General features: G+C 50.7%; 24 protein-coding genes and 1 other annotated feature. Of the genes, 19 read left to right on the forward strand and 5 right to left on the reverse strand.

The genetic code is table 11. From position 1 onward, the window contains the following. Positions 1–7 precede the first annotated feature (7 nt). Together EIZ37_RS23360 and EIZ37_RS23365 are read left to right on the forward strand one after the other, a co-directional pair. The gene (locus EIZ37_RS23360; RefSeq protein WP_134687172.1) at positions 8–1,075 is read left to right on the forward strand and encodes a DNA polymerase IV; all 1,068 of its coding nucleotides are present in this window, start codon (positions 8–10) and stop codon (positions 1,073–1,075) included. Next, positions 1,072–1,257 (forward strand): hypothetical protein, encoded by a 186-nt coding sequence (locus tag EIZ37_RS23365; RefSeq protein ID WP_134687173.1) that lies wholly within the window; start codon positions 1,072–1,074, stop codon positions 1,255–1,257. The genes EIZ37_RS23360 and EIZ37_RS23365 overlap by 4 nt, the downstream gene beginning before the upstream one ends. Before the next feature lie 18 nt (positions 1,258–1,275). Here EIZ37_RS23365 and EIZ37_RS23370 read toward each other — a convergent pair whose 3' ends face one another. Beyond that, entirely contained in the window at positions 1,276–1,863 is a 588-nt protein-coding gene (locus tag EIZ37_RS23370) for an HD domain-containing protein (RefSeq protein ID WP_134687174.1), read from the reverse strand. Positions 1,864–2,266: 403 nt separating this feature from the next. On the opposite strand from EIZ37_RS23370, the gene EIZ37_RS23375 reads away from it, so the two are divergent. The 9 genes from EIZ37_RS23375 to leuS all read left to right on the forward strand — a co-directional run bounded on the left by EIZ37_RS23375 (position 2,267) and on the right by leuS (position 10,264). Continuing rightward, entirely contained in the window at positions 2,267–2,791 is a 525-nt protein-coding gene (locus EIZ37_RS23375) for a YqeG family HAD IIIA-type phosphatase (RefSeq protein ID WP_134687175.1), read from the forward strand. After that, positions 2,773–3,903 (forward strand): ribosome biogenesis GTPase YqeH, encoded by a 1,131-nt coding sequence (gene yqeH / locus EIZ37_RS23380; protein WP_407921167.1) that lies wholly within the window; start codon positions 2,773–2,775, stop codon positions 3,901–3,903. The genes EIZ37_RS23375 and yqeH overlap by 19 nt, the downstream gene beginning before the upstream one ends. Before the next feature lie 112 nt (positions 3,904–4,015). Beyond that, complete coding sequence (locus EIZ37_RS23385) at positions 4,016–4,870, forward strand: shikimate dehydrogenase (protein WP_134687176.1); 855 nt, start codon at positions 4,016–4,018, stop codon at positions 4,868–4,870. A 5-nt stretch (positions 4,871–4,875) separates the two neighbouring features. Next, entirely contained in the window at positions 4,876–5,166 is a 291-nt protein-coding gene (gene yhbY / locus EIZ37_RS23390) for a ribosome assembly RNA-binding protein YhbY (RefSeq protein ID WP_134687177.1), read from the forward strand. Positions 5,167–5,172: 6 nt separating this feature from the next. Then, positions 5,173–5,769, forward strand: coding sequence for a nicotinate-nucleotide adenylyltransferase (locus EIZ37_RS23395; RefSeq protein WP_134687178.1), 597 nt, complete (start codon positions 5,173–5,175; stop codon positions 5,767–5,769). Further along, positions 5,753–6,334, forward strand: coding sequence for a bis(5'-nucleosyl)-tetraphosphatase (symmetrical) YqeK (gene yqeK / locus EIZ37_RS23400; RefSeq protein ID WP_134687179.1), 582 nt, complete (start codon positions 5,753–5,755; stop codon positions 6,332–6,334). The genes EIZ37_RS23395 and yqeK overlap by 17 nt, the downstream gene beginning before the upstream one ends. Beyond that, a complete protein-coding gene (gene rsfS, locus EIZ37_RS23405) occupies positions 6,331–6,681 on the forward strand; it encodes a ribosome silencing factor (RefSeq protein WP_134687180.1) in 351 nt (116 codons plus the stop codon). The genes yqeK and rsfS overlap by 4 nt, the downstream gene beginning before the upstream one ends. Positions 6,682–6,690: 9 nt before the next feature. Then, positions 6,691–7,434: a class I SAM-dependent DNA methyltransferase gene (locus EIZ37_RS23410; protein WP_134687181.1), complete on the forward strand. Its 744-nt coding sequence runs from the start codon at positions 6,691–6,693 to the stop codon at positions 7,432–7,434. A 49-nt stretch (positions 7,435–7,483) separates the two neighbouring features. Next, positions 7,484–7,720: a binding site (T-box leader), on the forward strand. A gap of 72 nt (positions 7,721–7,792) precedes the next feature. Next, the gene (gene leuS / locus EIZ37_RS23415; RefSeq protein WP_134687182.1) at positions 7,793–10,264 is read left to right on the forward strand and encodes a leucine--tRNA ligase; all 2,472 of its coding nucleotides are present in this window, start codon (positions 7,793–7,795) and stop codon (positions 10,262–10,264) included. Between the two features lie 39 nt (positions 10,265–10,303). On the opposite strand, the gene comER is transcribed toward leuS, so the two are convergent. From comER to asnB, 3 genes are all read right to left on the reverse strand, one after another. Continuing rightward, positions 10,304–11,125, reverse strand: coding sequence for a late competence protein ComER (gene comER / locus EIZ37_RS23420; protein ID WP_134687183.1), 822 nt, complete (start codon positions 11,123–11,125; stop codon positions 10,304–10,306). Positions 11,126–11,194: 69 nt separating this feature from the next. Further along, positions 11,195–11,881, reverse strand: coding sequence for a helix-hairpin-helix domain-containing protein (locus EIZ37_RS23425; RefSeq protein WP_134687184.1), 687 nt, complete (start codon positions 11,879–11,881; stop codon positions 11,195–11,197). A gap of 111 nt (positions 11,882–11,992) precedes the next feature. Further along, the gene (asnB, locus tag EIZ37_RS23430; RefSeq protein ID WP_134687185.1) at positions 11,993–13,918 is read right to left on the reverse strand and encodes an asparagine synthase (glutamine-hydrolyzing); all 1,926 of its coding nucleotides are present in this window, start codon (positions 13,916–13,918) and stop codon (positions 11,993–11,995) included. A 346-nt stretch (positions 13,919–14,264) separates the two neighbouring features. Between asnB and EIZ37_RS23435 the strand changes: the two genes are divergently transcribed. The 7 genes from EIZ37_RS23435 to EIZ37_RS23465 all read left to right on the forward strand — a co-directional run bounded on the left by EIZ37_RS23435 (position 14,265) and on the right by EIZ37_RS23465 (position 21,860). Then, positions 14,265–14,660: a substrate-binding domain-containing protein gene (locus EIZ37_RS23435; RefSeq protein WP_134687186.1), complete on the forward strand. Its 396-nt coding sequence runs from the start codon at positions 14,265–14,267 to the stop codon at positions 14,658–14,660. After that, positions 14,657–15,322: a molybdate ABC transporter permease subunit gene (modB, locus tag EIZ37_RS23440; protein WP_134687187.1), complete on the forward strand. Its 666-nt coding sequence runs from the start codon at positions 14,657–14,659 to the stop codon at positions 15,320–15,322. Before EIZ37_RS23435 ends, modB begins: the two co-directional genes overlap by 4 nt. A 99-nt stretch (positions 15,323–15,421) precedes the next feature. Further along, entirely contained in the window at positions 15,422–17,836 is a 2,415-nt protein-coding gene (locus EIZ37_RS23445) for a DNA internalization-related competence protein ComEC/Rec2 (RefSeq protein WP_134687188.1), read from the forward strand. Positions 17,837–17,860: 24 nt separating this feature from the next. Then, positions 17,861–18,406 (forward strand): RNA polymerase sigma factor, encoded by a 546-nt coding sequence (locus EIZ37_RS23450; protein WP_134687189.1) that lies wholly within the window; start codon positions 17,861–17,863, stop codon positions 18,404–18,406. Then, entirely contained in the window at positions 18,406–19,353 is a 948-nt protein-coding gene (locus EIZ37_RS23455; protein ID WP_134687190.1) for a hypothetical protein, read from the forward strand. Before EIZ37_RS23450 ends, EIZ37_RS23455 begins: the two co-directional genes overlap by 1 nt. Before the next feature lie 268 nt (positions 19,354–19,621). Beyond that, entirely contained in the window at positions 19,622–20,656 is a 1,035-nt protein-coding gene (gene holA / locus EIZ37_RS23460) for a DNA polymerase III subunit delta (protein WP_134687191.1), read from the forward strand. 235 nt (positions 20,657–20,891) lie between these two features. Then, positions 20,892–21,860, forward strand: a complete 969-nt coding sequence (locus tag EIZ37_RS23465) for a bile acid:sodium symporter family protein (protein WP_134687192.1) — start codon at positions 20,892–20,894, stop codon at positions 21,858–21,860. A 66-nt stretch (positions 21,861–21,926) separates the two neighbouring features. Here EIZ37_RS23465 and rpsT read toward each other — a convergent pair whose 3' ends face one another. Then, a complete protein-coding gene (rpsT, locus tag EIZ37_RS23470) occupies positions 21,927–22,193 on the reverse strand; it encodes a 30S ribosomal protein S20 (protein ID WP_134687193.1) in 267 nt (88 codons plus the stop codon). A gap of 162 nt (positions 22,194–22,355) precedes the next feature. On the opposite strand from rpsT, the gene gpr reads away from it, so the two are divergent. Next, positions 22,356–23,459, forward strand: coding sequence for a GPR endopeptidase (gene gpr / locus EIZ37_RS23475; RefSeq protein WP_134687194.1), 1,104 nt, complete (start codon positions 22,356–22,358; stop codon positions 23,457–23,459). The last annotated feature ends 58 nt before the right edge of the window (positions 23,460–23,517 follow it).

Raw genomic sequence — 23,517 nt, forward strand, 5'->3', positions numbered from 1 at the left:
GAACAAGGTGAAAAAGTTTTTGCACCTTGATGTGGATGCATTTTTTGCAAGTGTAGAACAATTGGACCGGCCGGAATTGCGGGGGAAGCCGGTTGTCGTAGGCGGAGTGGGAAATCGCGGTGTCGTTGCTACATGCAGCTATGAAGCGAGAGCCTATGGGATTCGTTCTGCGATGCCGTCCGCATTGGCCAGAAAAAAATGCCCGCAGGCAATCTTTTTGCCTGTCCGCTACGATCGGTATCGGGAAAAGTCAGTTGAGATCGCCCAAATCTATCGCAGCTATTCCGACCTGTGGGAAACCGTCGGCTTGGACGAGGCCTATCTCGATTTGTCCCATTACGATAATGCCGTTCCGATCGCCCGGGAGATCAAGCGGCGGATCAAGGCAGAGACGGGGCTTACCTGCAGCATCGGTCTTTCCTATAATATGTCTCTGGCCAAGATCGGAAGCGATCTGAAAAAACCGGATGCCTTTGTCATTATTCGCCCGGAAGAGGCACTGGAGATTCTTCGCCCCCTTTCAATCGGTTCGCTCCACGGTGTCGGAAAAAAGTCACAGGAGCTCCTCGCGCGTAAAGGGATCCATACCATTGAGGATTTCTGGTCGTTATCGCTGGAGGAAGCCATCCAGCTGTTCGGAAAAATGGGTGCTGTACTTTATCATAGGGCCAGGGGAGTCGATGGGCGGGAAATCGTGATGGATCGACCCATCAAGTCACTGAGCAGAGAGACGACCTTTCCGCATGATATCCACGAAAGGGAACAGCTCGGGATAGCGGCCCATGAGCTTCTGGAAGAAGTATGGCAGGATGTGGAGCAGGAGGGAGTCCATCCGCAAACAATGACGGTGAAGATTAAGTATGCCGATTTCACCCAGCGGTCCAAGCAGCGGAAAGTCAGTGACGGCAGCAATTGGCAAGAACTGCTGGATAATTTGCTGGATTCGTTTGAGTATCCGCAGGGCGTTCGTTTGGTCGGCGTAGGGTTTTCAAATTTTATCAGTGATACGGATATGACAGAGCGCTATGAGCAGCTCTCGATATACTCGCTGCTGCGGGAGGGGGAAAGCAGATGAAGGAGGAAAAACGTTACCATTGCTGTGCCTCTTGTGAGCATTTTCGTGTAGAAAAAGGGGAGCAGGGTGTGGTGTACCGCTGCTCCCGTCTCGGCTATGAGACAAAGCCGGACTGGCAGTTTCAATGTTGGTCGCCAAGAGAGCATGTCAGACGTCTGATGCAAAAAGAGCAACAAAACTGAAGGATGACTGACCTTTTGCTACGGGGCAAGGTACCCTTTTGCTACGGCACTTTCCACCAGCTTGCGCACATAGTCCCACAAAGGCTCGGCTCCGCCCGCGATGGGTTGATTCCGTTTTAAGACCTGTTCACTGGTGATGCCTCTTTTTTTCCACAGCAAGCCTTCCGTATGGTAGTTCAGCAGAAGCGGCTGCAGCCGATCACAAGCACTGGCAAATCGTGCTTCCGGGGTCTGGCGCTGCTCAAATTCCATCCATAAGCTGTACAGCTCTTCAGCCTGATCCTCTGGAAGGATGGGGAAAATGCGGGCCGCTGCTTTTTGTTCCCTCTCCTCCTTGTCCAGATGGCCTAGTTCATCGTAGGCATAGGTGTCCCCGGCATCGATTTCCACCAAATCATGAACCAAGAGCATCTTGATGACTCGCAATACGTCCAATTCCGGATCATTGGCATATTCCGCCAGAGTGATCGCCAGCATGGCAAGATGCCACGTGTGTTCGGCGTCATTTTCTTGTCTGGAGCCGTCGCTGATCAAGGTCTGGCGATACACTTGCTTGAGCTTGTCGATTTCGAGGAGAAAGTCAATTTGTCTTTGTAAACGTTCCACACCAGTCCCTCCTTTTAGTCGTTAACCTAAACCACAGCGGTCAATCTGTCAAAGTGAAGGAAAAAGATGTGTGAATGGCGTCGGTCAACCGTCGTGGCTTCTTTTTCTGGACATGCATATAATGCAGCATACTGATACGAAAGGGGGGAATGCAATATGTACGGATTCGGTACCCCTAAGCATCACAACAAGAAAAAATTCGAAAAAGTAGCCGTTGTGGTTTCGTTCGTATTTAAAAAGAAAAAACCGCATCATAAGAAGAGAAAACATTTCTATTGCTAATGTAAGCTAGAATCAAAGGCGCATGACCTGGGAGGGCCGGCTGCGGTCGCTCCCTTTTTTCTTTTTGCATGGAAGTGGCTGAATATGGTATAGTTAGTGCCGATATAGGGAGGTGCTAGCTGTGTTGCTGGAAAAGCTCATGCCCAGTCAGTTTGTTGAATCCATCCATCATATCAGTCTGGAAGAGCTGAAGCAGCGTAACATTTGCGCCGTCATCACTGACCTGGACAACACCTTGGTCGAATGGCATCGGCCTGAAGCGACTCCTGAGGTGGAGAATTGGATCATCCAACTGCGTCGAGCAGGCATTCAAGTAACCGTTGTGTCCAATAATAATGAAGGCCGTGTGCAGCACTTTTGTGAACCACTAGGCGTTCGTTTTATCTGGGCCGCACGCAAGCCGTTGGGACAAGCATTTCGACGAGCAGTCAAAGAAATGAATGTGTCGATTGAACAAACAGTGGTTGTTGGCGACCAGCTGTTTACGGATATATTAGGCGGGAATCTGCTTGGATTCCATACGATTTTGGTTGTGCCAGTGGCGTCGACGGACGGGATCCTAACCCGATTTAATCGGCAATTGGAACGGATGGCCCTTTACTGGATGCGGCGGAAAGGAATGATTTCATGGAAGAACAAGACTTAATGACAGAAGAAGCGATTCATTGCGCAGGTTGCGGGATTGAAATCCAGACCGACGATCAGGCGAAGCCCGGTTATACCCCGAGATCCGCATTGGACAGAGACACCGTCATCTGCCAACGCTGCTATCGGATCAAGCATTATAACGAAGTAGCCCCAGTGTCGATGGACGATGACGATTTTCTGCGGATTTTAAATGGGATCGGCGCTGCTGACACGCTCGTCGTCATGGTGGTTGACCTGTTTGACTTCCAAGGTTCGTGGCTGCGCGGCTTGCCTCGCTTTGTCGGGAAAAATCCGATTCTGCTGGTCGGAAACAAAGTCGACCTTCTCCCGAAAAATATCAACCTGAATCGCGTGCGAAACTGGATTCAGCACGAAGCAAAAGAGCGCGGCTTGAAGCCGGAGGATGTCGTTTTGGTCAGCGCAGCCAAAGGGATTGGCATTGACGAGCTGCTTGCTCGCATCGGGCAATTGCGCAAGGGTAAGGACGTACATATCGTAGGTGTAACGAATGTAGGCAAATCCACCTTGATCAATCGGATCCTTCATGATTATGGAGCGGCAGATATGGAGATTACCACCTCACCGTTTCCAGGGACCACGTTGGACAAGATCGAAATTCCGCTGGAAGACGGACGTCTGCTTTATGACACCCCCGGCATTATCAATCGGGATCAGATCGGCCATATGGTGACGGCGCAGGATTTGCGCAAGCTTTCGCCTACCGCGCGCATCAATCCGAAGGTGTATCAGCTGAATGATCAGCAGACGTTGTTTTTGGCAGGGTTGGCCCGAATCGATTTTGTTCGCGGCGAGCGTCAATCTTTTACGGTCTACATTGCCAACAATCTATATATCCACCGGACCAAGCTGGATCAGGCGGATGAGATCTTCGCCAAGCATCATGGAGAGCTGCTGGCACCGCCTACGGGTGAATCGGCGAAGCAACTTCCGGCGTTTACCAAGCATACAGTAAAAATAGAAGCAAAAGGACCAACTGATATCGTGATCTCAGGACTTGGCTGGGTCACCCTTCAAGGCAAGCTGCCGGCGGTTGTGGATATCCATGTACCAAAAGGCGTAGCGATCGGTGTGCGAAAAGCATTAATCTAGCCAGTTGTACACGTTTGTACGGCCCCTTCTGGTAGAAGGGGCTTTTACAGCAACACTCCAACAATCTGAGATGACGTTTCAGCAAAGCTTTCCCCGGGAGAGTGAGATAGCGATGATCACGAGCAAGACACAACTGGTTGGACTGTTTGGGCATCCGGTCCACCATTCACAATCACCAGTCATGCATAATGCAGCGTTTGCAGCCATTCATCTGCCGTTTGCTTATGCTGCTTTTGATGTAGCCCCCGATGCCTTGGGCGAAGCGGTCAAGGGAATTCGGGCACTTTCATTGCGCGGGGTAAATGTGACGATTCCGCATAAAGTGGCAATCGTCCCCCTGCTGGATGAAATCGATCCGCTTGCCAAACGGATTGGAGCGGTGAATACGGTCGTCAATGAAAACGGCCGGTTGATCGGGTACAATACGGATGGGAACGGGTATGTCCGCTCCTTGCTGGAGGAGACCAACATCCGTTTAACGAATCAGGTGGTAGTCATGATCGGAGCGGGCGGCGCAGCACGTGCGGTTGCGTGCACCTTGGCCGAGCATGGGGTAAAAGAAATCCGGATCGTAAATCGTTCGCGTGAGAAAGCGCAGATGCTGGCAGAGCTGCTCTCGTCCAGCGTTTCCACATCCGTGATCGACCCGCAGCAGGCGGGGGAAGCTATTTCTGACGCATCGCTATTGATTAACACCACTTCGATCGGCATGTATCCACATGTGGAGGAAATGCCGGTCGCTGCCGAATGGCTTCGACCCGATCTGGTCGTAAGCGATTTGATTTATAACCCATTGGAAACCAAACTGCTGCAAACAGCAAAAGCGCTAGGCGCCAAGACTCATTCAGGCGTAGGCATGTTTATTAATCAAGGAGCACTTGCCTTTGAACTATGGACGGGAAGATCAGCCCCTACGGAGCTGATGCGTGAAACAGTTTTGAGACAATTGCAACATGGAGGGACGTAAAAGGAATGCTGACAGGAAAACAAAAACGCCATTTGCGCGCACTCGCCCATCATCTGACTCCGATTTTTCAGGTGGGAAAAGGCGGCGTGAATGAAAATATGATCAAACAGATCAAGGAAGCGCTGGAAGTCCGGGAATTGATCAAGGTTTCCATTCTGCAAAACAATGACGATGACAAACACGATGTGGCGGCAGCCCTTTCCGAAGGTGCAGGGGCCGAACTGGTGCAACTCATCGGCCATACCGTCGTATTGTATAAAGAATCGAAAGAACACAAAACGATCGAGCTGCCGTAGTGCGTCATGATGAGAAAAGGCAAACGGATCGGTCTGTTGGGCGGGACGTTTGATCCCATCCATTCTGGTCATTTGATCGCGGCCGAACAGGCACGTGACCAGATGAAACTGGATGAAGTCTGGTTGATGCCGACAAAAATTCCGCCGCATAAGACACGAACAGATATAGCAGATGAGCAGCACCGGTTGCGCATGACTGAGCTGGCAGCAGCCGATCATCCGTACTTCCGTGTTTCGGATATGGAGCTTCACCGCGAAGGTCCATCCTATACGGTTGATACGATGAGAGCGATTCGGCAGATGTTTCCGCATGATGAATTTTTGTTCATTATCGGTGGTGACATGGTGGAAATGCTGCCCAAATGGCATCGCTTCGAGGAGCTGCGAACGATAGTCCATTTTATCGGGCTGGCCAGATCGGGTGCCCAATATAATCAGGAAGCTGTTTCATCTTATGTCACTTTTGTGGAAATGCCTGCCATTGATATCTCTTCCACGATGATCAGACAAAGAGTGCGGGCGGGAATCAGCATCAGGTATCTGGTGCCTGACGCGGTCGAACGCTATATAAAGGAGCATCGATTGTATGAATCTTTTGGATGATCGGGAAAGGCTGCTTGCCCAAATCCGTGCCCAAATGAATCAAAAAAGATATGATCACACGCTGGGAGTCGCGGCGTCGGCTATCGAGCTGGCCCAGCGTTACGGTGCCGATCCTGAGCAAGCAGAGTTGGCCGCGCTTTTACATGATTATTGTAAATGCTGGCCGGTGGAGAAAATGCGGGAGGTATTGGTCCGTCATGATTTGCCGCAGGAATTGATCGAAGGCGACAAGGAGCTTTGGCACGCTTTTGCCGGAGCGATTGTCATCCAGCAGGAATTGGGTGTGACCGATCCGGCGATCCTGAATGCGGTCCGCTATCATACGACTGGTCGCAAAGAGATGACCCTGTTAGAAAAAGTGATTTGTGTGGCAGACTATATAGAACCGAACCGATCCTTTCCCGGGGTAGAGGAGATTCGCGAGCGATCCAAGCATGATCTGGACCACGCGTTGGCCTTTGCCTTGGGCGGGACGATCACTCACTTGATTGAGCGAGGCAAGCCGGTTTATCCGCTGACGCTGCTCGCCTATAATGATTTGGTACGAAAGGGAGGAAACGGATGATACAAGTAACACAAGATTTGGCGCGGCTGGTTGTGCACGCGGCTGAGGAGAAAAAAGCGGAGAATCTGATCACGCTGGATATCCAGAATCTCTCCGTGATTGCGGAGTATTTTGTCATTTGCCATGGCAATAACGAGCGCCAAGTGCAGGCAATCGTCAAAGAAATCCAGGAACAAGCGCATAAAAATGGATACAACGTACGCGGAGTTGAGGGCCTGGATGAAGGCAGATGGGTACTGGTTGACTTAGGTGACGTGGTGGTGCATGTGTTCCATCGTGAGGAACGTGAGTTTTATAACATCGAAAGACTTTGGGGAGATGCCCCGAGAGTGTCGTTTGACGCATAGGAGAAAAGCATGTCGTATTCACATTTGGCCGCTATATATGATCGCTTGATGGCTGATACCCCCTATGATCAATGGCTCAGCTGGGTGAACGAAGTGTGGGAAAAGCATGGCAAGCCCCAAACCGTTCTGGATCTGGGATGTGGCACGGGCAGTATCGCCATTCCGCTGAGCAAGCAAGGGTATCGGGTGACAGGGGTTGACTTGTCTGCAGAAATGCTGGCCATTGCTTATGAAAAAATGCGGGCAGCGCATGCTGACGTCACATGGATTGAGCAGGACATGCGCGAGCTGGAGTTGGCTCCTGTCGATTCGGTGATTTCCTTGTGTGATTCGCTCAGTTATTTGACAGACGAGACTGACGTCCAGATGACCTTTCAAAAGGTATTCGCCCATCTGCAGCCGGGTGGGACCTTTTTGTTTGATGTACATAGCCCTTATAAAATCGTTCATTTTTTTGCAGATAACACCTTCACGCTGCAGGAGGAAGACGTCGCCTATATCTGGGATTGCTTTACCGATCCGCTGCGCTATGAAGTGGAGCATCAGCTCACCTTCTTTTTGCGCCAGCCAAACGGCTTGTACGAGCGAGTCGAGGAAAGCCATTTCCAACGGGCGTACCAACCTCTGCAGATGATGAATTGGCTGCGTGCTGCTGGATTTGAACAGATCACGCTGACCGCTGATTTTCGCGATCAGCCGCCGCATTCAGAGAGCGAGCGCCTATTTTTCACGGCGAAAAAGCCAAAGGATTGACATTGGGGTTTCGATATGACTATAATCGGCGTATACTAATGGAAAATATGGAATCGCGATGATGAGGAGTAGTAGAAAAGGGCTTTCGGCTTAGAGAGTTGGCGGATGGTGCAAGTCAACCCGAAATCATTTTCGAACTCGCCTCGAAGCTCCAGGCTCGAACCATCAAAAGTAGGGCTGGCGTCATTTCCACGTTACGGAAACAAAAGCGAGTAAAGCGCACAGGCATTGTCTGTCGGCTTTACTAATCTGGGTGGTACCGCGGGAATATCCTCTCGTCCCTGACACATGCGTGTTAGTGGCGGGAGTTTTCTTATTTTTCGCCTATTTATCGGAACTGTTTAAGGAGGAAATCGTCATGGCAAGGCAATACGTACCTGCTGAGATCGAAGTCAAATGGCAAAAGAAATGGCAGGAAAATCAAGCGCATAAGACTGTAGAGGCAACCGACAAACCCAAGTTTTATTGCTTGGAGCAGTTTCCTTATCCGTCTGGACGTCTGCACATGGGACACATGCGCGTATATTCGATCGGGGACATCATCGCCCGCTTTAAACGGATGAGCGGCTATCAGGTCCTGCATCCGATGGGCTGGGATGCCTTTGGCTTGCCTGCTGAGAACGCAGCTGTGAAATTTGGTGCACAGCCAGCCAAATGGACCTACGAAAACATCGATTTCATGAAGGAACAACAAAACCGTCTGGGTGTCAGCATCGACTGGTACCGTGAAGTGGCGACTTGCTCGCCGGATTATTATAAATGGACGCAATGGCTCTTCCTGAAGTTTTACGAGCATGGCTTGGCATACCGGAAGCGTGCCTTTGTAAACTGGTGCCCGGAATGCTCCACCGTATTGGCGAACGAGCAGGTGATCAACGGACTCTGCTGGCGCTGCGATTCGGAGGTCACGAAAAAAGATCTGGAGCAATGGTTCCTGAAAATTACCGACTATGCGGAGCGTTTGTTGAATGATCTCGACAAGTTGCCGCATTGGCCGGAGAAAGTAAGAACCATGCAGCGCAACTGGATCGGCAAAAGCGAAGGCGCACATGTGACCTTCACGGTGCCGGAGCTGCAGGATGAAGCCATCACCGTATTTACTACCCGTCCGGATACGCTGTACGGTGTCAGCTACATGGTCTTGGCACCGGAGCATCCTTTGGTAGCCAAATTGATTGAAGGCAAACCGCAAGAAGCGCAAGTGCGGGCATTTGTCGATGAAATCAAGAAGGAAAGCGAAATTGCACGTACCGCTACGGATGCGGAAAAAGTGGGGCACTTTACAGGAGCCTACGCGAAGCATCCGCTGACAGGGGAACAGGTGCCGATCTGGGTAGCCAATTACGTGCTGCTCGATTACGGCACAGGTGCCGTAATGGGCGTACCTGCGCACGATGAACGTGACTTTGAGTTTGCCAAAAAATACGATTTGCCGATCAAAGTGGTTATCAATCCATTGGATCCGGAAATGCTGGCTGAAGAAGTTGGCGTAGAGGAAGCCTTCACGGAAGACGGCACGTTGATCAACTCCGGCGATTTCGATGGCATGCCGAATCGTGACGCGATCAAAGCGATCAGCAAGTTTTTGGAAGAACAAGGCAAAGGCGGCGGAACGGTCTCTTACCGTCTGCGCGATTGGCTGATTTCCCGCCAACGCTATTGGGGTGCGCCGATTCCAATGATTTATTGCGATTCCTGCGGCGTGGTGCCGGTACCATACGAGCAGCTGCCTGTGCTGCTTCCAGAGGATGTAGTCATCGACGGCAAGCGCAATCCGCTCACGTCCTCGGAAAGCTATGTGAATACGGCTTGCCCGACATGCGGCGGTCATGCACGCCGTGAAACAGACACGATGGATACCTTTATCGATTCATCCTGGTACTATCTGCGTTATACAGATCCAAACAATACCGAGCTGCCTTTCTCCAAGGAAAACGCGGATAAATGGATGCAGGTAGACGAATATATCGGCGGGATTGAACATGCGATCCTGCACTTGCTCTATTCCCGTTTCTTCACCAAAGTGCTGTACGATATCGGCATGGTGAAGTACGACGAGCCTTTCCGCAGTCTGCTGACGCAAGGAATGGTGTTAAAGGAAGGGGCGAAAATGTCCAAATCCAAAGGCAATGTAGTAAGCCCTGACGAGATTATTGAAAAATACGGTGCAGATACCGGACGTCTCTTCATCTTGTTTGCGGCACCGCCTGAGCGTGATCTGGACTGGACCGATACAGGGGTAGAGGGCAGCTATCGCTTCCTGCACCGCGTATGGCGCTTGGTGGATGGCCATGCAGGGCTGTTTGAAGGAAACGCCGCAGCGCCGGATACAGCCGACGAGGCAGCGAAAGATCTGTACCGCATGACCCATTATGCGATCAAAAAAGTGAGCGAAGACATCGGTGAGCGCTATGCGTTCAATACCGCGATCAGTACCATCATGGAGCTGGTCAACAAGCTCTACACCTATCCGGAAACAGCGGATCGGGGCACGCTGGTGTACGCGTTGAGAACCTTGATCGTGCTCTTGGCTCCGATTGTACCGCATATCGCGGAGGAGCTGTGGCAGCTGATTGGCAACAAAGACAGTGTACATGAGCAAACATGGCCGGCGTATGATCCGCAAGCGCTCGTCTTGGATGAGGTGGAGATTGCCATCCAGATTAACGGCAAAGTGCGCGACAAGCTGGTTGTACCGAATGGCTTATCGAAAGAAGAGCTGGAAGCACACGTAGTCAACCATGAAAAAACGGCTGGCTTGATCGAAGGAAAAACGATCCGCAAAGTGATCGCGGTTCCTGGCAAGCTTGTGAATATCGTCGTAGGATAAGAAAGAAGAACCGCACGGGGGACTGTGCGGTTCTATTTTTCATCCAAGCAAATGCTTACTGACTTCATGCAGGTCCTCTGCAAATTTGGCATGCGTACGTTGAAACACTTCATTGAAAACCCCAGGGATGCCTTTTTGCAGCGCAATTAAGCCTTCTCCAGTAATTCCCCCAGGTACGCATACCTTTTCCTGCAGGGTGGGAAGGGTAAAAAGCTCCTGCTCCAGTAAACCGGCAAAGCCGATGACCATCTGAGTAGTGAGAAATGTCGCGGTCTCTTTGGATAAGCCGATTTCTTCCTCTGCCGCTTGGATCATTTGCTGAAGAATATAGCTGAGGAAAGCGGGACCGCAGCTGCTGATGTCTGAGGCAATGCGCAAAAACTTTTCTTCCACTTCGATCGGACGGCTGATCTTGGCCAAAAGGGAAAGCACGACCTCGCGGGCCTCCGGTGTAGCAGTCGTGCCATATTCCACCAGTGTGATCCCGCGCAGAGCAGCATTTGTGATGCTAGGCACCGCGCGGATGACCTGGCAGGGAACCAGCTCCTCCAATTCAGCCAATGTAACGGGACTGGTGATGGTCACCAAGCAATGCTCTGCCGTCAGCTCATGAGCAAATTGGCCAAGTGCTTGTTTGTATTCAAAAGGCTTCACACATAAAAACAGGATGTCGGCGTTTCGCGCCACCTCCTGATTGTCTTGTGCGACGATTAAGCCAGTGTGCTTGTGCGCCAGCTCTTCCACTTTTGCAGGTGTCCGATTCGAGGCGATGATTTGAGTGGGGTGAGCGGCCTTTGACGCAATGAACGCCTCAATCAATACACGCCCCATGCTGCCGGTGCCGACAAACCCGATGCGCATGAATAATCCCTCCATCCTCTCTATTGATGAAATTGTATGAGGGGGAGGGAGGGATCATGACGAAGTTCATCATTTTACCCGAATTTTCTCCTTCAGTTGAAGAAAGGTTTTATCCCCGATCCCCGTCACTTTTTTGAGATCCTCCGGCTTGGAAAAGGGGCCGTTTTTTTGCCGATATGCCAAAATTGCTTCCGCCCGGGTAGCGCCGATGCCCGGCAAAGATTGCAGCTCTGCCATTGTTGCGGTATTGATGTTTACGGCACCACCTGCTGCTGAATGTCCTGCCGGCGGAACCGTTGAATCGGGTAATGATGCTTGAGAAGGATTGCATGGGGTAGCGGAAGCCAGCTTTTCTCCCTTGGCTGGCACATAGAGGGAAAGCCCGTCCTCCACACGTTGGGCGAGATTCACACGCTGTCCATCTGCTTCCGGGAGCAGCCCGCCTGCTTTGGCAATCAGATGGGCGACGCGTTCATTGGCCAAGATTTCATACATGCCCGGGTTCCTTACCTGCCCTTTAATTTCCGCATACAAGACAGGTGCTTGCTCTGTTGTCTGCTCAGCGGATTTTTGTGATTCTGTCTTTTGTGGTTCCACTTGGGGGGAGGCGTCCGCCGCATAGGCGGGGGTCCCGAGCGGCATCGGGGCCTGCTCAAACGAATCGAATTGATAGAGCAAATAGCTGAGAGACAGAAACAGCAGAATAGCGCCTGCCACCAGGAAGCGCTTATATTTCTCCCACAACTCATAGAGCATATGTATTCCTCCTCTACCGTATCTAAGTCTGACTGTAAAAAAAGATAGAGGGGCATTGCAAAGAAAAAAGAGGCAGAAGTCTTCACTAGACTTTTGCCTCTTTCACGGTTATTACCCAATATGCTGCAGATCAGTTTTTTTTCGACGGGATTCTACGGTAGGGCTCACATAAGGGCCAAACGATATTTTTTGCTCGATGAAGATTTGATGCCACAGCATGAAGATCAGGATCGTCCAGATTTTTCGGCTGTAATCGGCATGACCTTCGCGATGCTCATCCAGCATGTACAGGACATATGCTTTGTTGATCAGATGGTCGACCTTCGCTTCAAAGATGATCTCTTTCGCCCATTGGTAAAATTCATTTTTCAGCCAATGGCGAGTAGGGACTGGGAATCCGAGCTTCGGTCTGGTCTTGATCTCTGCCGGCAGGAAATCCTGCATCGCTTCACGCAGCACATGCTTGGTGGTACCGTTGGCGATCTTGTATTTGGTCGGAATGGTGGCTGCAAACTCAAATACTTTTGGATCGATGAACGGCACGCGCAGCTCGAGCGAGTTCGCCATGGTCATCTTGTCCGCCTTCATCAGGATGTTCCCGCGCAGCCAGGTATGGATATCCAAATACTGCATTTTGGTCACGTCGTCATAGGCACTGGCATGGCGATAAATTTCTTCGGTAATGGCAAATGGCGATTGGTAGGTGCTTGAGCGCAGGATATCCTCCATCACCACGCGTTCCTTCATGTCCTCGGAGAAGATTAGCGCGTTTCCAAAGAATCGTTCTTCGACGGATTTGGAGCCACGAATCAAAAAGTTCTTGCCCTTTACGTTGTCAGGCAGCTTTTCCGCAATGCTGCGCATCGAGCTTTTCATCCAGCTTGGCATATGGGAAAACATGCGCAGGGAGTGAGGCTCGCGATAAATGTTATATCCGCCAAAAAACTCATCCGCACCTTCCCCGGACAAGACGACGGTCACGTGCTGGCTGGCCAATTGAGCGACGAAGTAGAGCAGGATCGCTGATGGGTCCGCTACGGGTTCGTCCTGATGCCAAATGAGTCTTGGCAATTCATCCATATAGTTTTGCGCGTTGACCACCAGCTCGTGGTGCTCGGTGCCGAGAAACTTGGCGGTACGGCGCGCATAATCCAATTCACTGTATCCCGGGATGTCCGAGCCTACCGAGAAGGTTTTGACCGGCTCAAACGTCCGCAGCATGGCCACGATACTGCTGGAATCCACGCCGCTGGACAGGAAGGCACCGCGAGGCACTTCACTGACACGATGCTTATCCACCGATTCCAGCATGATCGCACGAGTACCTTCTACAAAATGGGAGAACGGCTTGCTCTCATCCGGTTTGAATTCAACGTTCCAGTATTTTTCGAGACGGATGCGGTCATCCTCGATAATGAAGAAGTGGGCAGGCGGAACGCGATAGATTCCTTTATACATCGTTTGTGGATCAGGTACATATTGGAAAGTGAGATAGTGATAAAAGCCAGTCTCGTTCACTTCCCGAGGTACGCCCGGCAGCTCCAGCAGACTTTTGATTTCGCTGCCGACGGCGATGGAATCAGGCGTTTCCGTATAGTAAAGCGGCTTGATGCCGAAATGATCGCGAGCGCCGAACAAGAGCTTGCGGCGACCGTCCCAGATCGTAAAGCCAAACATCCCGCGCAGATGCTTCGGGGCATCAAAGCCGACTTCCTCATACAGGTGGAGGATCGTTTCGATGTCCGAATCCGTATGAAAGACGTGGCCTTTTTCCTTGAGCCAGCTTTGCAGCTCTTTATAATTGTAGATTTCGCCGTTTCCGATAATCCACAGCTCTTTCGTTTCATTAAAAAGCGGCTGATGTCCGCCTTCCACGTCGATAATGCTCAATCGTCGAAAGCCGAGTGCAATATGTTCATCTACATGAAACCCGTCATCATCCGGTCCACGGTGCAGGATCACATTGGTCAGAGCCTGAATCGTTTCAGGCATGACAGGTTGTTGACGTTTATTGTAAAGGGATACGATTCCACACATAAAATGATACGCTTCCTCTCGCAGGGCTTAGAAAATCACTATAGCTAAATCTAACATGTATCGAATATCCGTGCAATCTTTCAAAGTACCCAACCAGCTTGGAAGGATGCTTATCTGATGTTGCTCCCAGTCTGCACAGCGATGTGCCAAATCATACCTGTTCCGCTATTAGGACGGGAAGCCTCCTCTTTATTTGTATCCACGTTTCCTGAAATATGTGCAAGCAATCGTTCGGCAACAAACTCCTTCGGCAGGGCTTCGGGAACCGTGCAGCCCCTTCTACTATTGTTCTATCAAATGAGAAAGAGTAGAATCGAGTGAGATCAATAAAAAGGAATGAATGTGCATGAAAAGGAATCATCGTTTCCCGCAATCCATTCTTAGTGGATTGCAGGCATTTTCCTTGACAACCTGCGGCAGTAGCCAAGAGGCTGGACAGGGAGCGCAGAATCATGCAACCTCTGGGCAACAGGAAAACATAGAATTATACATATTGGCAGCAGCCAGTCCCTCGGATGCATTCAAAGAAGGAAAGCCGCTCTATAAAAGCACGCACGAAGGAATTTCTCTCGTGACTACATACGGTTCGTCCGGCACTTTGCAGCAGCCAATCGAGCAAGGAGTACCCGCCGATCTGTTTTTCTCGGCAGGAGCGACCGAGATGGAAACTCCCTGGCTGCTGGGAGAGGGAGCGGGGCATGTGTTTGCCAAGTACGGATTCGCGGCTCCTGACCAACCATGATCGACCATGAACAATTTTGGACACCCATCTACATCTCCCTGAAAATTGCTACGGTGGCCAGTATTTTTGTTTTTATTCTGGGTGTATGCGCTGCCTGGTACATGGCCCGCAAACCGCGAAAAGGCAGACTGATTGTGGAGACCATTCTCCTTTCTCCGCTGGTTCTGCCTCCCACGGTAGTTGGCTTCGGGTTGCTTGTGCTGTTTGGCCGCAACAGCTGGTTGGGCAAAGGGATCGAATGGCTGTTCGGCCAGCCGATCGTATTTACATGGTGGGCTGCGGTCATTGCCGGGGTTGTTGTTTCCTTTCCTTTGGTCTATCAGACGATCAAGACTGGATTTGAATCCGTAGACAAAGAATTGGAAGAGATCGCTCGCACGATGGGGGCAGGAGAGGCGCAAGTATTTTGGCATGTGACACTGCCGCTTTCCTGGCGATTTTTGTTATCCGCCTTCATGTTTGGCTTTGCCAGAGCGATGGGGGAGTTCGGGGCGACGCTCATGTTTGCGGGCAATATCCCAGGCAAGACCGAAAACATTCCGACGGCCATATACCTCGCGGTGGAATCCGGCGATATGCGATCGGCCACCTACTGGGTCATCGCGATGATCATCATTTCGTTTCTGCTTCTTTCCTTCATTCACAAATTGAACAAGCGGTGAAGACGATATCCTGGCTTGGACGAATGTCCAGGCTTTTTTTGTCTGCTCCGGCTTCCATACAATGGCTACAAGTGTATGAAGAAGAGGGAATGGTGATCCATGAAGGGGATTCATTTGTTTTCGACGAGCATGGCGATGGCGGCGGGCTGTTATCTGGCTGCATACCTGCCAGTCTTTGTTTTTCCGCTAATCGGCGTGGGGATATTTTCTCTCTGCTGGTGGCTGCCAAAGCATTGGAGAAGGCATTGTTTGATTCCGACAGTTTTTTTCTTTTTGGCCGCGATCTACTTTTTTGTCTATGATGCGGCTCATCATTCGTTTTTGTATCAGGATGCTGCCTTCAATAGGGACATCACTGCAACAGGGACGATTGCTTCGCCTCCAAAGCGGGATGGCGATCAAGTGAGATTTGAACTGTCCATTCCAGCTCCTCATCAAACAGGAGCCGTTAAGCACTGGCTCTCACCAAAAACAGAACGGATCGCGATGCGCGTTACCTTGACAGAGGAGTCCCAAATCAAGAGGGTGGAGAACTGGCAGGAAGGGGACCGCTTGTCGGGAGTCATCGCCCTTTCTCTTCCTGAGACAGCGCGCAATCCCCATGCGTTTGACTATGCCAGCTATTTACGCTGGCAGGGCATTTATGTCACCGGAAAGGCGAGTTTTCCAGCGATTCGGGTAGAAGTGGGCGAGCGTGGATGGCAAGCTTTTTTTCGGCAAGCACAGCTCTCTTCTTCGGAAAAGCTGGATGAGCTGTATCCGAACAAGGAGACGGCCGGTTATATGAAGTCTTTGTTATTGGGGTTACAGCAGGAGGTTACGCCAGAGCTGCAAGACGTCTATGCCAATTTGGGAACGCTGCATGTGCTCGCGATTTCCGGACTTCATGTCACGATCGTCAGCATTGCGTTTTTATGGCTGGTCGAAAAACTGGGTGTAAGCAGACGCGCGGGTGTCCTGATCACCATCGGGTTGATAGGCGCTTATGTCCTGTGGGTGGGAGCAAGCGCATCGGCCATGCGGGCTGGGATCATGGGGGCTGTCGGACTTTGGTCACAGCTGAAGAGAGAGCGGATGCATGCGCGAGACATCTGGGCGCTTGCGCTCATTGTCATGCTGGTGTATGATCCCTATCAACTATGGCAGATCGGGTTTCAATTGTCTTTTATCGTGACGTTGGGATTGATTGACTTGGTCCCGCTCTTCTTGATGCTGCCGTATCCGCGAGCAAGGTGGCTGCGCTCCGCAGTTGCTGTGGCCATTGTCTCCCAGCTTGTTTCCTTTCCTTTCGTGGTGTATTGGTTTCATCTATCCAATCCTCTTTCCCTCCTGATTAATTTGCTAGCTGTTCCGCTTCTCTCCCTCGTAGTCTTGCCGCTTGGGTATGCTGCTTTGGCGCTCGGGTCCATTCATCCTGCACTTGCTTCGCTGGCTGTGCGTATAAATGAGTACTTCTTATTGTGGATTCACAAGGCTTTTGTCAGGCTGGATCATTGGCAGCCTCCTTTTCGCCATTGGTCGCATCCCGATTGGTGGTGGCTGTTCTTGTATGGCGTTTTCCTGCTTTTATTCTCCTATTTATGGAAAATCGGATATCACCGTCTGCGCGATTTGGGCGTCTATTTTCTTTGTCTGCTCTTGCTTCTCGGCATGGCCAGACAACCTTATCGAGGAAATGATGAGGTAACGATTACCTTTTTGGACGTCGGCCAAGGTGACTCTATCATTGTCGAGATTGGGAAAAAAACGGTATACTTGATAGATGGGGGTGGCACCCTGCGCTTTTCCGGGCAAGAAGCATGGCGCAAGCGGCGAGACCCCTATGAAGTCGGGAAGGATACATTGCTCCCGTATTTGCGGTCTCGTGGGATCGAACATATCGATCGCCTGATCATGACACACGGAGACGCAGATCATGTGGGAGGCATCCCGGCCATTATTCCTTATTTTTCCTTTGGAGCTGCCATCGTCAATCACGATGCGCCAGAGGGAGTCCAAGCTGATATTGTGCATGAATTGCAAAGGAGACACGTACCGATTCTTAGCGGAAAACCGGGTGATCATTGGGAGGATGCGCCTGGCGTGCAATGGACGTGGCTTCATCCGAATAGAGAAGACGGCTTAGCAGGCAACGATGCTTCTGTCGTTCTGCTTTTAACGGCTTATGGAAAAAAGATCTTGTTTACAGGTGATTTGGAACAGAATGGGGAAAATATGCTGTTACAAAAAGGGCTGCCAACCGTCGATATATTGAAAGTAGCCCACCATGGAAGCAACACTTCAACCACTGAACATTTCATTCAGACGATCAAACCACAGGTGGCAGTCATTTCCGTCGGGGAGAATAATCGCTACGGGCACCCCGCAGAAGAGGTGTTGCAAAGATTATCAGACGTGCACGTTTACCGGACCGATCAGCATGGAGCGATACTCTTACATATAAGTCCCAATAAAATGATTCTAAAGACACAGCTGTTGGTGCCGGAACGGTTGCAACCTTTTAAAAAGGGGTAGCGTCTGTAGAGGGGAGAGGAAAAAATGCGTGAAGCAGAGCTGGTAAGGAGCGCGCAGGCTGGAGACCACGATGCGCTTGTCGAGCTGCTCCGCATGATCGAAAACTCTGTTTACCGCAGTGCTTACTATATTTTGGGGAACGAGCAGGATGCTATGGATGCCTCGCAGGAAGCGCTGATTCGCATTTATCGTAAAATTGATACCTACCAAGAGAAGGCGAAATTTTCGACCTGGGTGCAGCGCATTGTCAGCAATGTATGCATGGATAAATTCAGGGCGAAAAAGGAAACAGTGTCGATCGAGGAGCACGAATTGACATTAATAGATAAACAAGACGTTGAAGGAGAGATTCTTGCCAGCAGTCTGGCAAGCGACATCCAAGACGCGATAGCCAAGCTGCCCGAACAGTATCGCTTAGTGGTGGTCCTCCGCTATATTCAGGACTTATCGTATCAGGAAATTGCCGATTCGCTGGAACTTCCGCTCAATACGGTGAAATCGTATTTGTTCCGCGCGAGGCAGCAATTGCAGGAGTTACTACATGATTATCAGAAAGGGGGGATAGGGTAATGTTCAAAGAAATGGAGATGGAGCTGCTGCAGCGTGATCTTGACGGTGATTTGACCATGGAAGAAAAAGAGTCGCTGCGCGTGATTTTGGCGAAAAATCCCGATTTGCAGCTCATGTATAATCGCATGCAAAAAGTATCGCGCCAGCTGGCAGATTTGCCCCCGGTGACACCGGCATTCAGTCTGGTCGACTCGATTCTGCCCGAATTGGAAAAGGAAAAGAAATTCAAGAAGCCTGTACCTGTCATGGCCAAACTTGAACGGGAAGAGCTGCCGACGCTTGAGTGGAAGAAACCGCAGGAGCAAGAGGCTGCCAAGTTCAGACGCTTGCCAGCATGGTTTAGCAAAGTGGGAAGCGGAGTCGCCGCTGCGTGTCTCTTATTTGGCTTGTTCTTCCTGATGAAGGATGCTGGGTTGGATAAGCCGGGAACCGGTTCGCAAACGGGCGGGACCGTTGTAGTCAATCCAGTCTCCAGTCAGACCGAAGCGCCTGCCCAACAGGTTGCCCCAACCGTGGTGAAACCTGTGGTGCAAACGGTAACCCCACCGCCAAAATCAACACCGAAAACAAAGACAGAACCAAGCAAAACACAGACACCGGCGAATAAAGCACCTGTCAAGAAGCAGTCCGCTGTAACGCAGAAGCCAGCAACCAAACCTGCTGTTCCTGCCGTTCCAGCAGAGCCGGTTGACCGCGGTCCGATTTTTCCAGGAGCGGGATCCTCTATGCCTGGGGCCACATCCACAGATATAGAGACAGTTCCTTCCGCTGAAAAGACATCCCAGCAGGAAAAGGGCAACTCGGAGGAAGCGAAAGGCAAGGTAAGTGAAAAGAAAGAAGAAAAAGAAGCCAAGAAGGAAGAAAAAGAAGCGGATAAAGAAGCAAAGAAAGAGGAAAAGTCGTCTTCACCGAACAATGCGGGGAACAAATCGACCAACGAGGATTAATCGGGAAATCCTTTCGTAAAAGATAAAATGAATGCACGTATGGACCAGCACCAAAGCCATTGATACGACGTATAGTATAGTACCAAGCACCCCTGCTTACCGTTTAGGGAGGAGGTTTCCCGGGGCTTCTCCCTAAGCGTTTACATAAAGGTGCGAACGTTTTAAAAGCCGTGGCGGATCATCGTCACGGCTTTTCTGGGTGTTCGTTGAAAAAAGAACTGTGCTATAATAACGACAGTTTTATTTTCTGGAATCGGAGGGAAAGCAGATGCCGTTGACTTCGGCGATTAGAGAAATCAAGCAGAAGCAATTCTCTCCCGTGTATGTCTTGTACGGAACGGAGCAATTTCTGGCGGAAGAGTTTATTTCCCTGGCGCGCAGAGAAATGATTGACCCAGCGTATGCAGATCTCAATTTTAGTCAATATGATTGTACGGAGACGCCGCTTTCGGATATCTTGCAGGATGCCCAGACACTCCCGTTTCTCGCGGATCATCGACTCGTCATCGCCAGACAAGCCTACTTTTTGACGGGTGCGAAAACACAGGTAAAGGTGGAAAGCGATCCCGACAGTCTGATTGCTTACTTGCAGGATCCGCCCGAATATACCTCGCTGTTGCTCCACATCGAAGCGGATAAATTGGATGAGCGCAAAAAGCTTGTCAAGGCGCTGCAAGACAAAGCAATCGTCATCCCGTTTGCCCCGTTGCGAGATGCCGATTTGTACGGCTGGATCGAACGGCGGGCAAAGCGCTACGAGACCCAAATCGAACGCACGCAGGCCATGAAGCTGGTGGAACGGACGGGCAGTGATTTGCGCCTCTTGGACAAGGAATTGGAAAAGATGGCGTTGTACCTGGGTGGAAACGAAGCCCTGATTACGGATGAAGTGATTGAGCTATTGGCTGCCCGCACGCTGGAGCATGATGTCTTTGCACTGGTGGAAGACGTGGTGACAGGGCGTTTGGAGCATGCCTTCCGCACCTTGTATGACTCGTTTAAAATGGGGGAAGAGCCGATCAAATTATTGGCCCTTTTGGCACGCCAATTTCGCATTCTGCTTCAGGTGAAAATATGGGCGCCGCGCGGCTATACGCAGCAGCAGCTGGCCGGGATGCTCAAGGTGCATCCCTATGCGGTGAAGAAGGCAATGGAGCAAGCGCGCTATTTTGACGAAGAAGGATTGCGTACGCTGCTTGGAGAATTGGCCGAAGAAGATTTCCGCATGAAATCCGGTCAGGTGGACAAGCGGTTGGCCATAGAACTCTTTTTTACACGTGTAGCCAGCCACATTAGGCGATAAATGACTGTGGACACAACCTCGCTCGGATTTGAGAGCCGAGGTTGTTTTTTTTGCTCCGCATTCCGACTTCTCTAGAAATACTTGGCTATGTCAAGCTTTAGGCTGAGCTTCGTTTTTCTTATGTCGACGGGAAAATGATAAATTCCTATCGACCAAGGAAACATTGACATGCTACAATTCAGAGTATAAGCAAAAAATGAAATTCGGTTTCACAGAATGAAACAGAGGTGGAATCATGAATCGCTTACAACTCACGAATCGCTTTCTGGATAAAATGATGCCTGTGATTACACCGGTTAGTGTTGTGCTGGGTATCCTTTTTGCCGATCAATTGGGCCCCTTGGCATTCTTGTCACCTTGGATTTTTGCGTTCATGACCTTTGCGGGGAGTCTCGGAAGCAATCTGCGTGAAGTAGGCGGTGTGTTAGCACGGCCGCTCCCGATACTGGCAACGCTGCTGGTTCTCCATTTCGTGATGCCGTTTCTGGCGTGGGTGGTAGGGCATTTCATGTACCCTCTGGATCAGGCAACGATCACCGGACTCGTCCTGGCGACGGCGATTCCTACTGGCATTACGAGCATGCTGTGGGTCTCTCTGTATAAAGGAAATCTGCCTTTGACGTTGTCCATTATTGTGCTGGACACACTGCTATCTCCATTCCTCGTGCCATTTATTCTCTCGACGCTGATCGGCTCCAAGGTCGAGCTGGATATATGGGGGATGATGAAAGGGCTCTTCTTCATGATTGGTTTGCCGTCTGTGATTGCCATGCTGCTGAATCAAGGGACAAAAGGCAAAGTAAAATCCTGGTCGCCTCGCCTGGCGCCGTTTTCCAAAATCGGTGTCATAGCCGTAGTGGCGATCAACAGTTCTGTGGTTGCTCCTTATCTGCATCATCCCGACCAAAAGCTGATCTACCTGAGTTTGGTCGTCTTGCTGCTGATGATCGTCGGCTATGTGCTGGGCTGGGGTGTCGGCAAATGGGGAAGATGGGGAAAGGAAACCGAGATTGCGCTCACGTTTAACTGTGGGATGCGCAATACAAATGCGGGGGCTGTGCTGGCTGTAACCTACTTCCCGCCTTTGGTCGCTTTGCCGGTCGTTTTTGGCATCATCTTTCAGCAATTGCTGGCTTCGCTCTTCGGTTTTTTGCAGCAAGCGAACAGGGGAGAAAAAACAGCCTCCTCGCGATTGGAAACATAAAAAGGCAAAATAAAAAACCCCGGGAAACAAGTTCCTGGGGTTTTCGTTTTCTCGTTTGATTGTGGCTTACGCAGTAGCTGCGTTCAGCTTTTTCATCAAGCGGGATTTTTGACGGTTAGCAGCATTTTTATGAATAAGACCTTTTGTAGCAGCCTTGTCCAGCTTTTTAACAGCTACCAAAAGGGTAGACTTCGCTAATTCAACATTGTTAGATGCAACCGCTTTTTCAAAGTTTTTCACTGCGGTGCGCAGATCCGATTTTTGCGAAGCGCGTTGTGCGCGGCGCTTTTCAATCGTCTTGGTGCGCTTGATTGCGGATTTAATGTTTGGCATGTGTGTCACCTCCTTAAAACAAGAAACCATATCGGTTCAAAACAAATGCAACAAAACATATTCTAGCATGGGCAAAGGACGATTGCAAGAAAGGATTCGGAATAAAATTGCCACATTTATGCAAGCTAGTAGTACAGTGCGCAAGCGAAAGGAGTGCTCGACGTGGAACAACATGAACTCGATCTATCCGGCTATTCCATCCGTACCGATCTCGCTGTGGAAGCGAAAGAACTTGCCGAGCAGCAGACTGGCAGCAGCATCCCCGGCATCCAGATGGAAACCGATGACCGCGAGCCTGGTATCAGGGTGACAAGATTGACGGTAGAAAATGAAGAGGCGGGGCGTCAAATCGGCAAGCTGCCCGGAAACTACCTGACGATTGAAGTGCCCAAGCTGCGTGGAAACGATACCGACCTGGAGGATCAGGTAACGCAGCGCTTCAGTATAGAGTTTGCTCAATTTCTGCAGAAAAAAGGCATTACGGAAGACAAAAAAGTGCTGGTCGTGGGGCTTGGCAACTGGAATGTGACGCCAGATGCGCTGGGCCCGATGGTCGTGGAAAATTTATTGGTGACCCGCCATCTGTTTTCGCTTGCTCCCGAATCAGTAGCGGAGGGCTATCGCGAGGTGAGTGCCATCTCCCCTGGAGTACTGGGCATTACGGGGATTGAGACAAGCGAGATCGTGTTTGGCGTCGTGGAAAAAAGCAAGCCGGATCTCGTGATCGCCATCGATGCGCTGGCTTCCCGTGCGCTGCATCGCGTAAATACCACGATCCAAATCTCCGATACCGGCATTCATCCGGGGTCAGGAGTAGGAAACAAGCGAAAAGCGATTGATGAACAGACTTTGGGGGTACCCGTGATCGCCATCGGAGTGCCAACCGTCGTATTCGCCTCCACGATCGTCAATGATGCCATCACCTATTTGTTGGGGCATTTTGGACAATCGATCAAAGAAAACAACCGCGCGTTCAATCGACTCGCCGTCAGTCAGGTTCCTGAAAGAAAGGAACCTTACGGCGAAGAGGATTTGCCGGATTTGGAGACCAGAAAAACATTTATGGGCCTGGTTGGACAATTATCTGAGCAAGAAAAGAACCAATTGATCCGGGAAGTGTTGAATCCGCTTGGGCAGGAGCTGGTCGTCACCCCGAAAGAGATAGATGATTTCATAGAAGGCATCTCCAATGTGATTGCGACCGGATTAAATCGTGCGCTTCATCGGGCGGTCTCCGAGGAAAATGCCGCAGCCTACACTCATTAACAGCCCACCCAGGTGGGCTCAGGCTGTCGAGAAAGTCGACAGCCTTTTTATTTCTCTA

It is taken from the genome of Brevibacillus migulae (assembly GCF_004521915.1).
GTDB classification, from domain to species: Bacteria; Bacillota; Bacilli; order Brevibacillales; family Brevibacillaceae; genus Brevibacillus_F; species Brevibacillus_F migulae.

Coding starts and splice junctions, on each gene's coding strand:
- EIZ37_RS23365 (WP_134687173.1), top strand. CDS start 1,072: ATGAAGGAGGAAAAACGTTACCATTGCTGTGCCTCTTGTGAGCATTTT.
- yqeH (WP_407921167.1), top strand. CDS start 2,773: ATGGAAGAACAAGACTTAATGACAGAAGAAGCGATTCATTGCGCAGGT.
- EIZ37_RS23385 (WP_134687176.1), top strand. CDS start 4,016: ATGATCACGAGCAAGACACAACTGGTTGGACTGTTTGGGCATCCGGTC.
- yhbY (WP_134687177.1), top strand. CDS start 4,876: ATGCTGACAGGAAAACAAAAACGCCATTTGCGCGCACTCGCCCATCAT.
- EIZ37_RS23395 (WP_134687178.1), top strand. CDS start 5,173: ATGATGAGAAAAGGCAAACGGATCGGTCTGTTGGGCGGGACGTTTGAT.
- yqeK (WP_134687179.1), top strand. CDS start 5,753: ATGAATCTTTTGGATGATCGGGAAAGGCTGCTTGCCCAAATCCGTGCC.
- rsfS (WP_134687180.1), top strand. CDS start 6,331: ATGATACAAGTAACACAAGATTTGGCGCGGCTGGTTGTGCACGCGGCT.
- EIZ37_RS23410 (WP_134687181.1), top strand. CDS start 6,691: ATGTCGTATTCACATTTGGCCGCTATATATGATCGCTTGATGGCTGAT.
- leuS (WP_134687182.1), top strand. CDS start 7,793: ATGGCAAGGCAATACGTACCTGCTGAGATCGAAGTCAAATGGCAAAAG.
- comER (WP_134687183.1), bottom strand. CDS start 11,125: ATGCGCATCGGGTTTGTCGGCACCGGCAGCATGGGGCGTGTATTGATT.
- EIZ37_RS23425 (WP_134687184.1), bottom strand. CDS start 11,881: ATGCTCTATGAGTTGTGGGAGAAATATAAGCGCTTCCTGGTGGCAGGC.
- asnB (WP_134687185.1), bottom strand. CDS start 13,918: ATGTGTGGAATCGTATCCCTTTACAATAAACGTCAACAACCTGTCATG.
- EIZ37_RS23435 (WP_134687186.1), top strand. CDS start 14,265: ATGAAAAGGAATCATCGTTTCCCGCAATCCATTCTTAGTGGATTGCAG.
- modB (WP_134687187.1), top strand. CDS start 14,657: ATGATCGACCATGAACAATTTTGGACACCCATCTACATCTCCCTGAAA.
- EIZ37_RS23445 (WP_134687188.1), top strand. CDS start 15,422: ATGAAGGGGATTCATTTGTTTTCGACGAGCATGGCGATGGCGGCGGGC.
- EIZ37_RS23450 (WP_134687189.1), top strand. CDS start 17,861: ATGCGTGAAGCAGAGCTGGTAAGGAGCGCGCAGGCTGGAGACCACGAT.
- EIZ37_RS23455 (WP_134687190.1), top strand. CDS start 18,406: ATGTTCAAAGAAATGGAGATGGAGCTGCTGCAGCGTGATCTTGACGGT.
- holA (WP_134687191.1), top strand. CDS start 19,622: ATGCCGTTGACTTCGGCGATTAGAGAAATCAAGCAGAAGCAATTCTCT.
- EIZ37_RS23465 (WP_134687192.1), top strand. CDS start 20,892: ATGAATCGCTTACAACTCACGAATCGCTTTCTGGATAAAATGATGCCT.
- rpsT (WP_134687193.1), bottom strand. CDS start 22,193: ATGCCAAACATTAAATCCGCAATCAAGCGCACCAAGACGATTGAAAAG.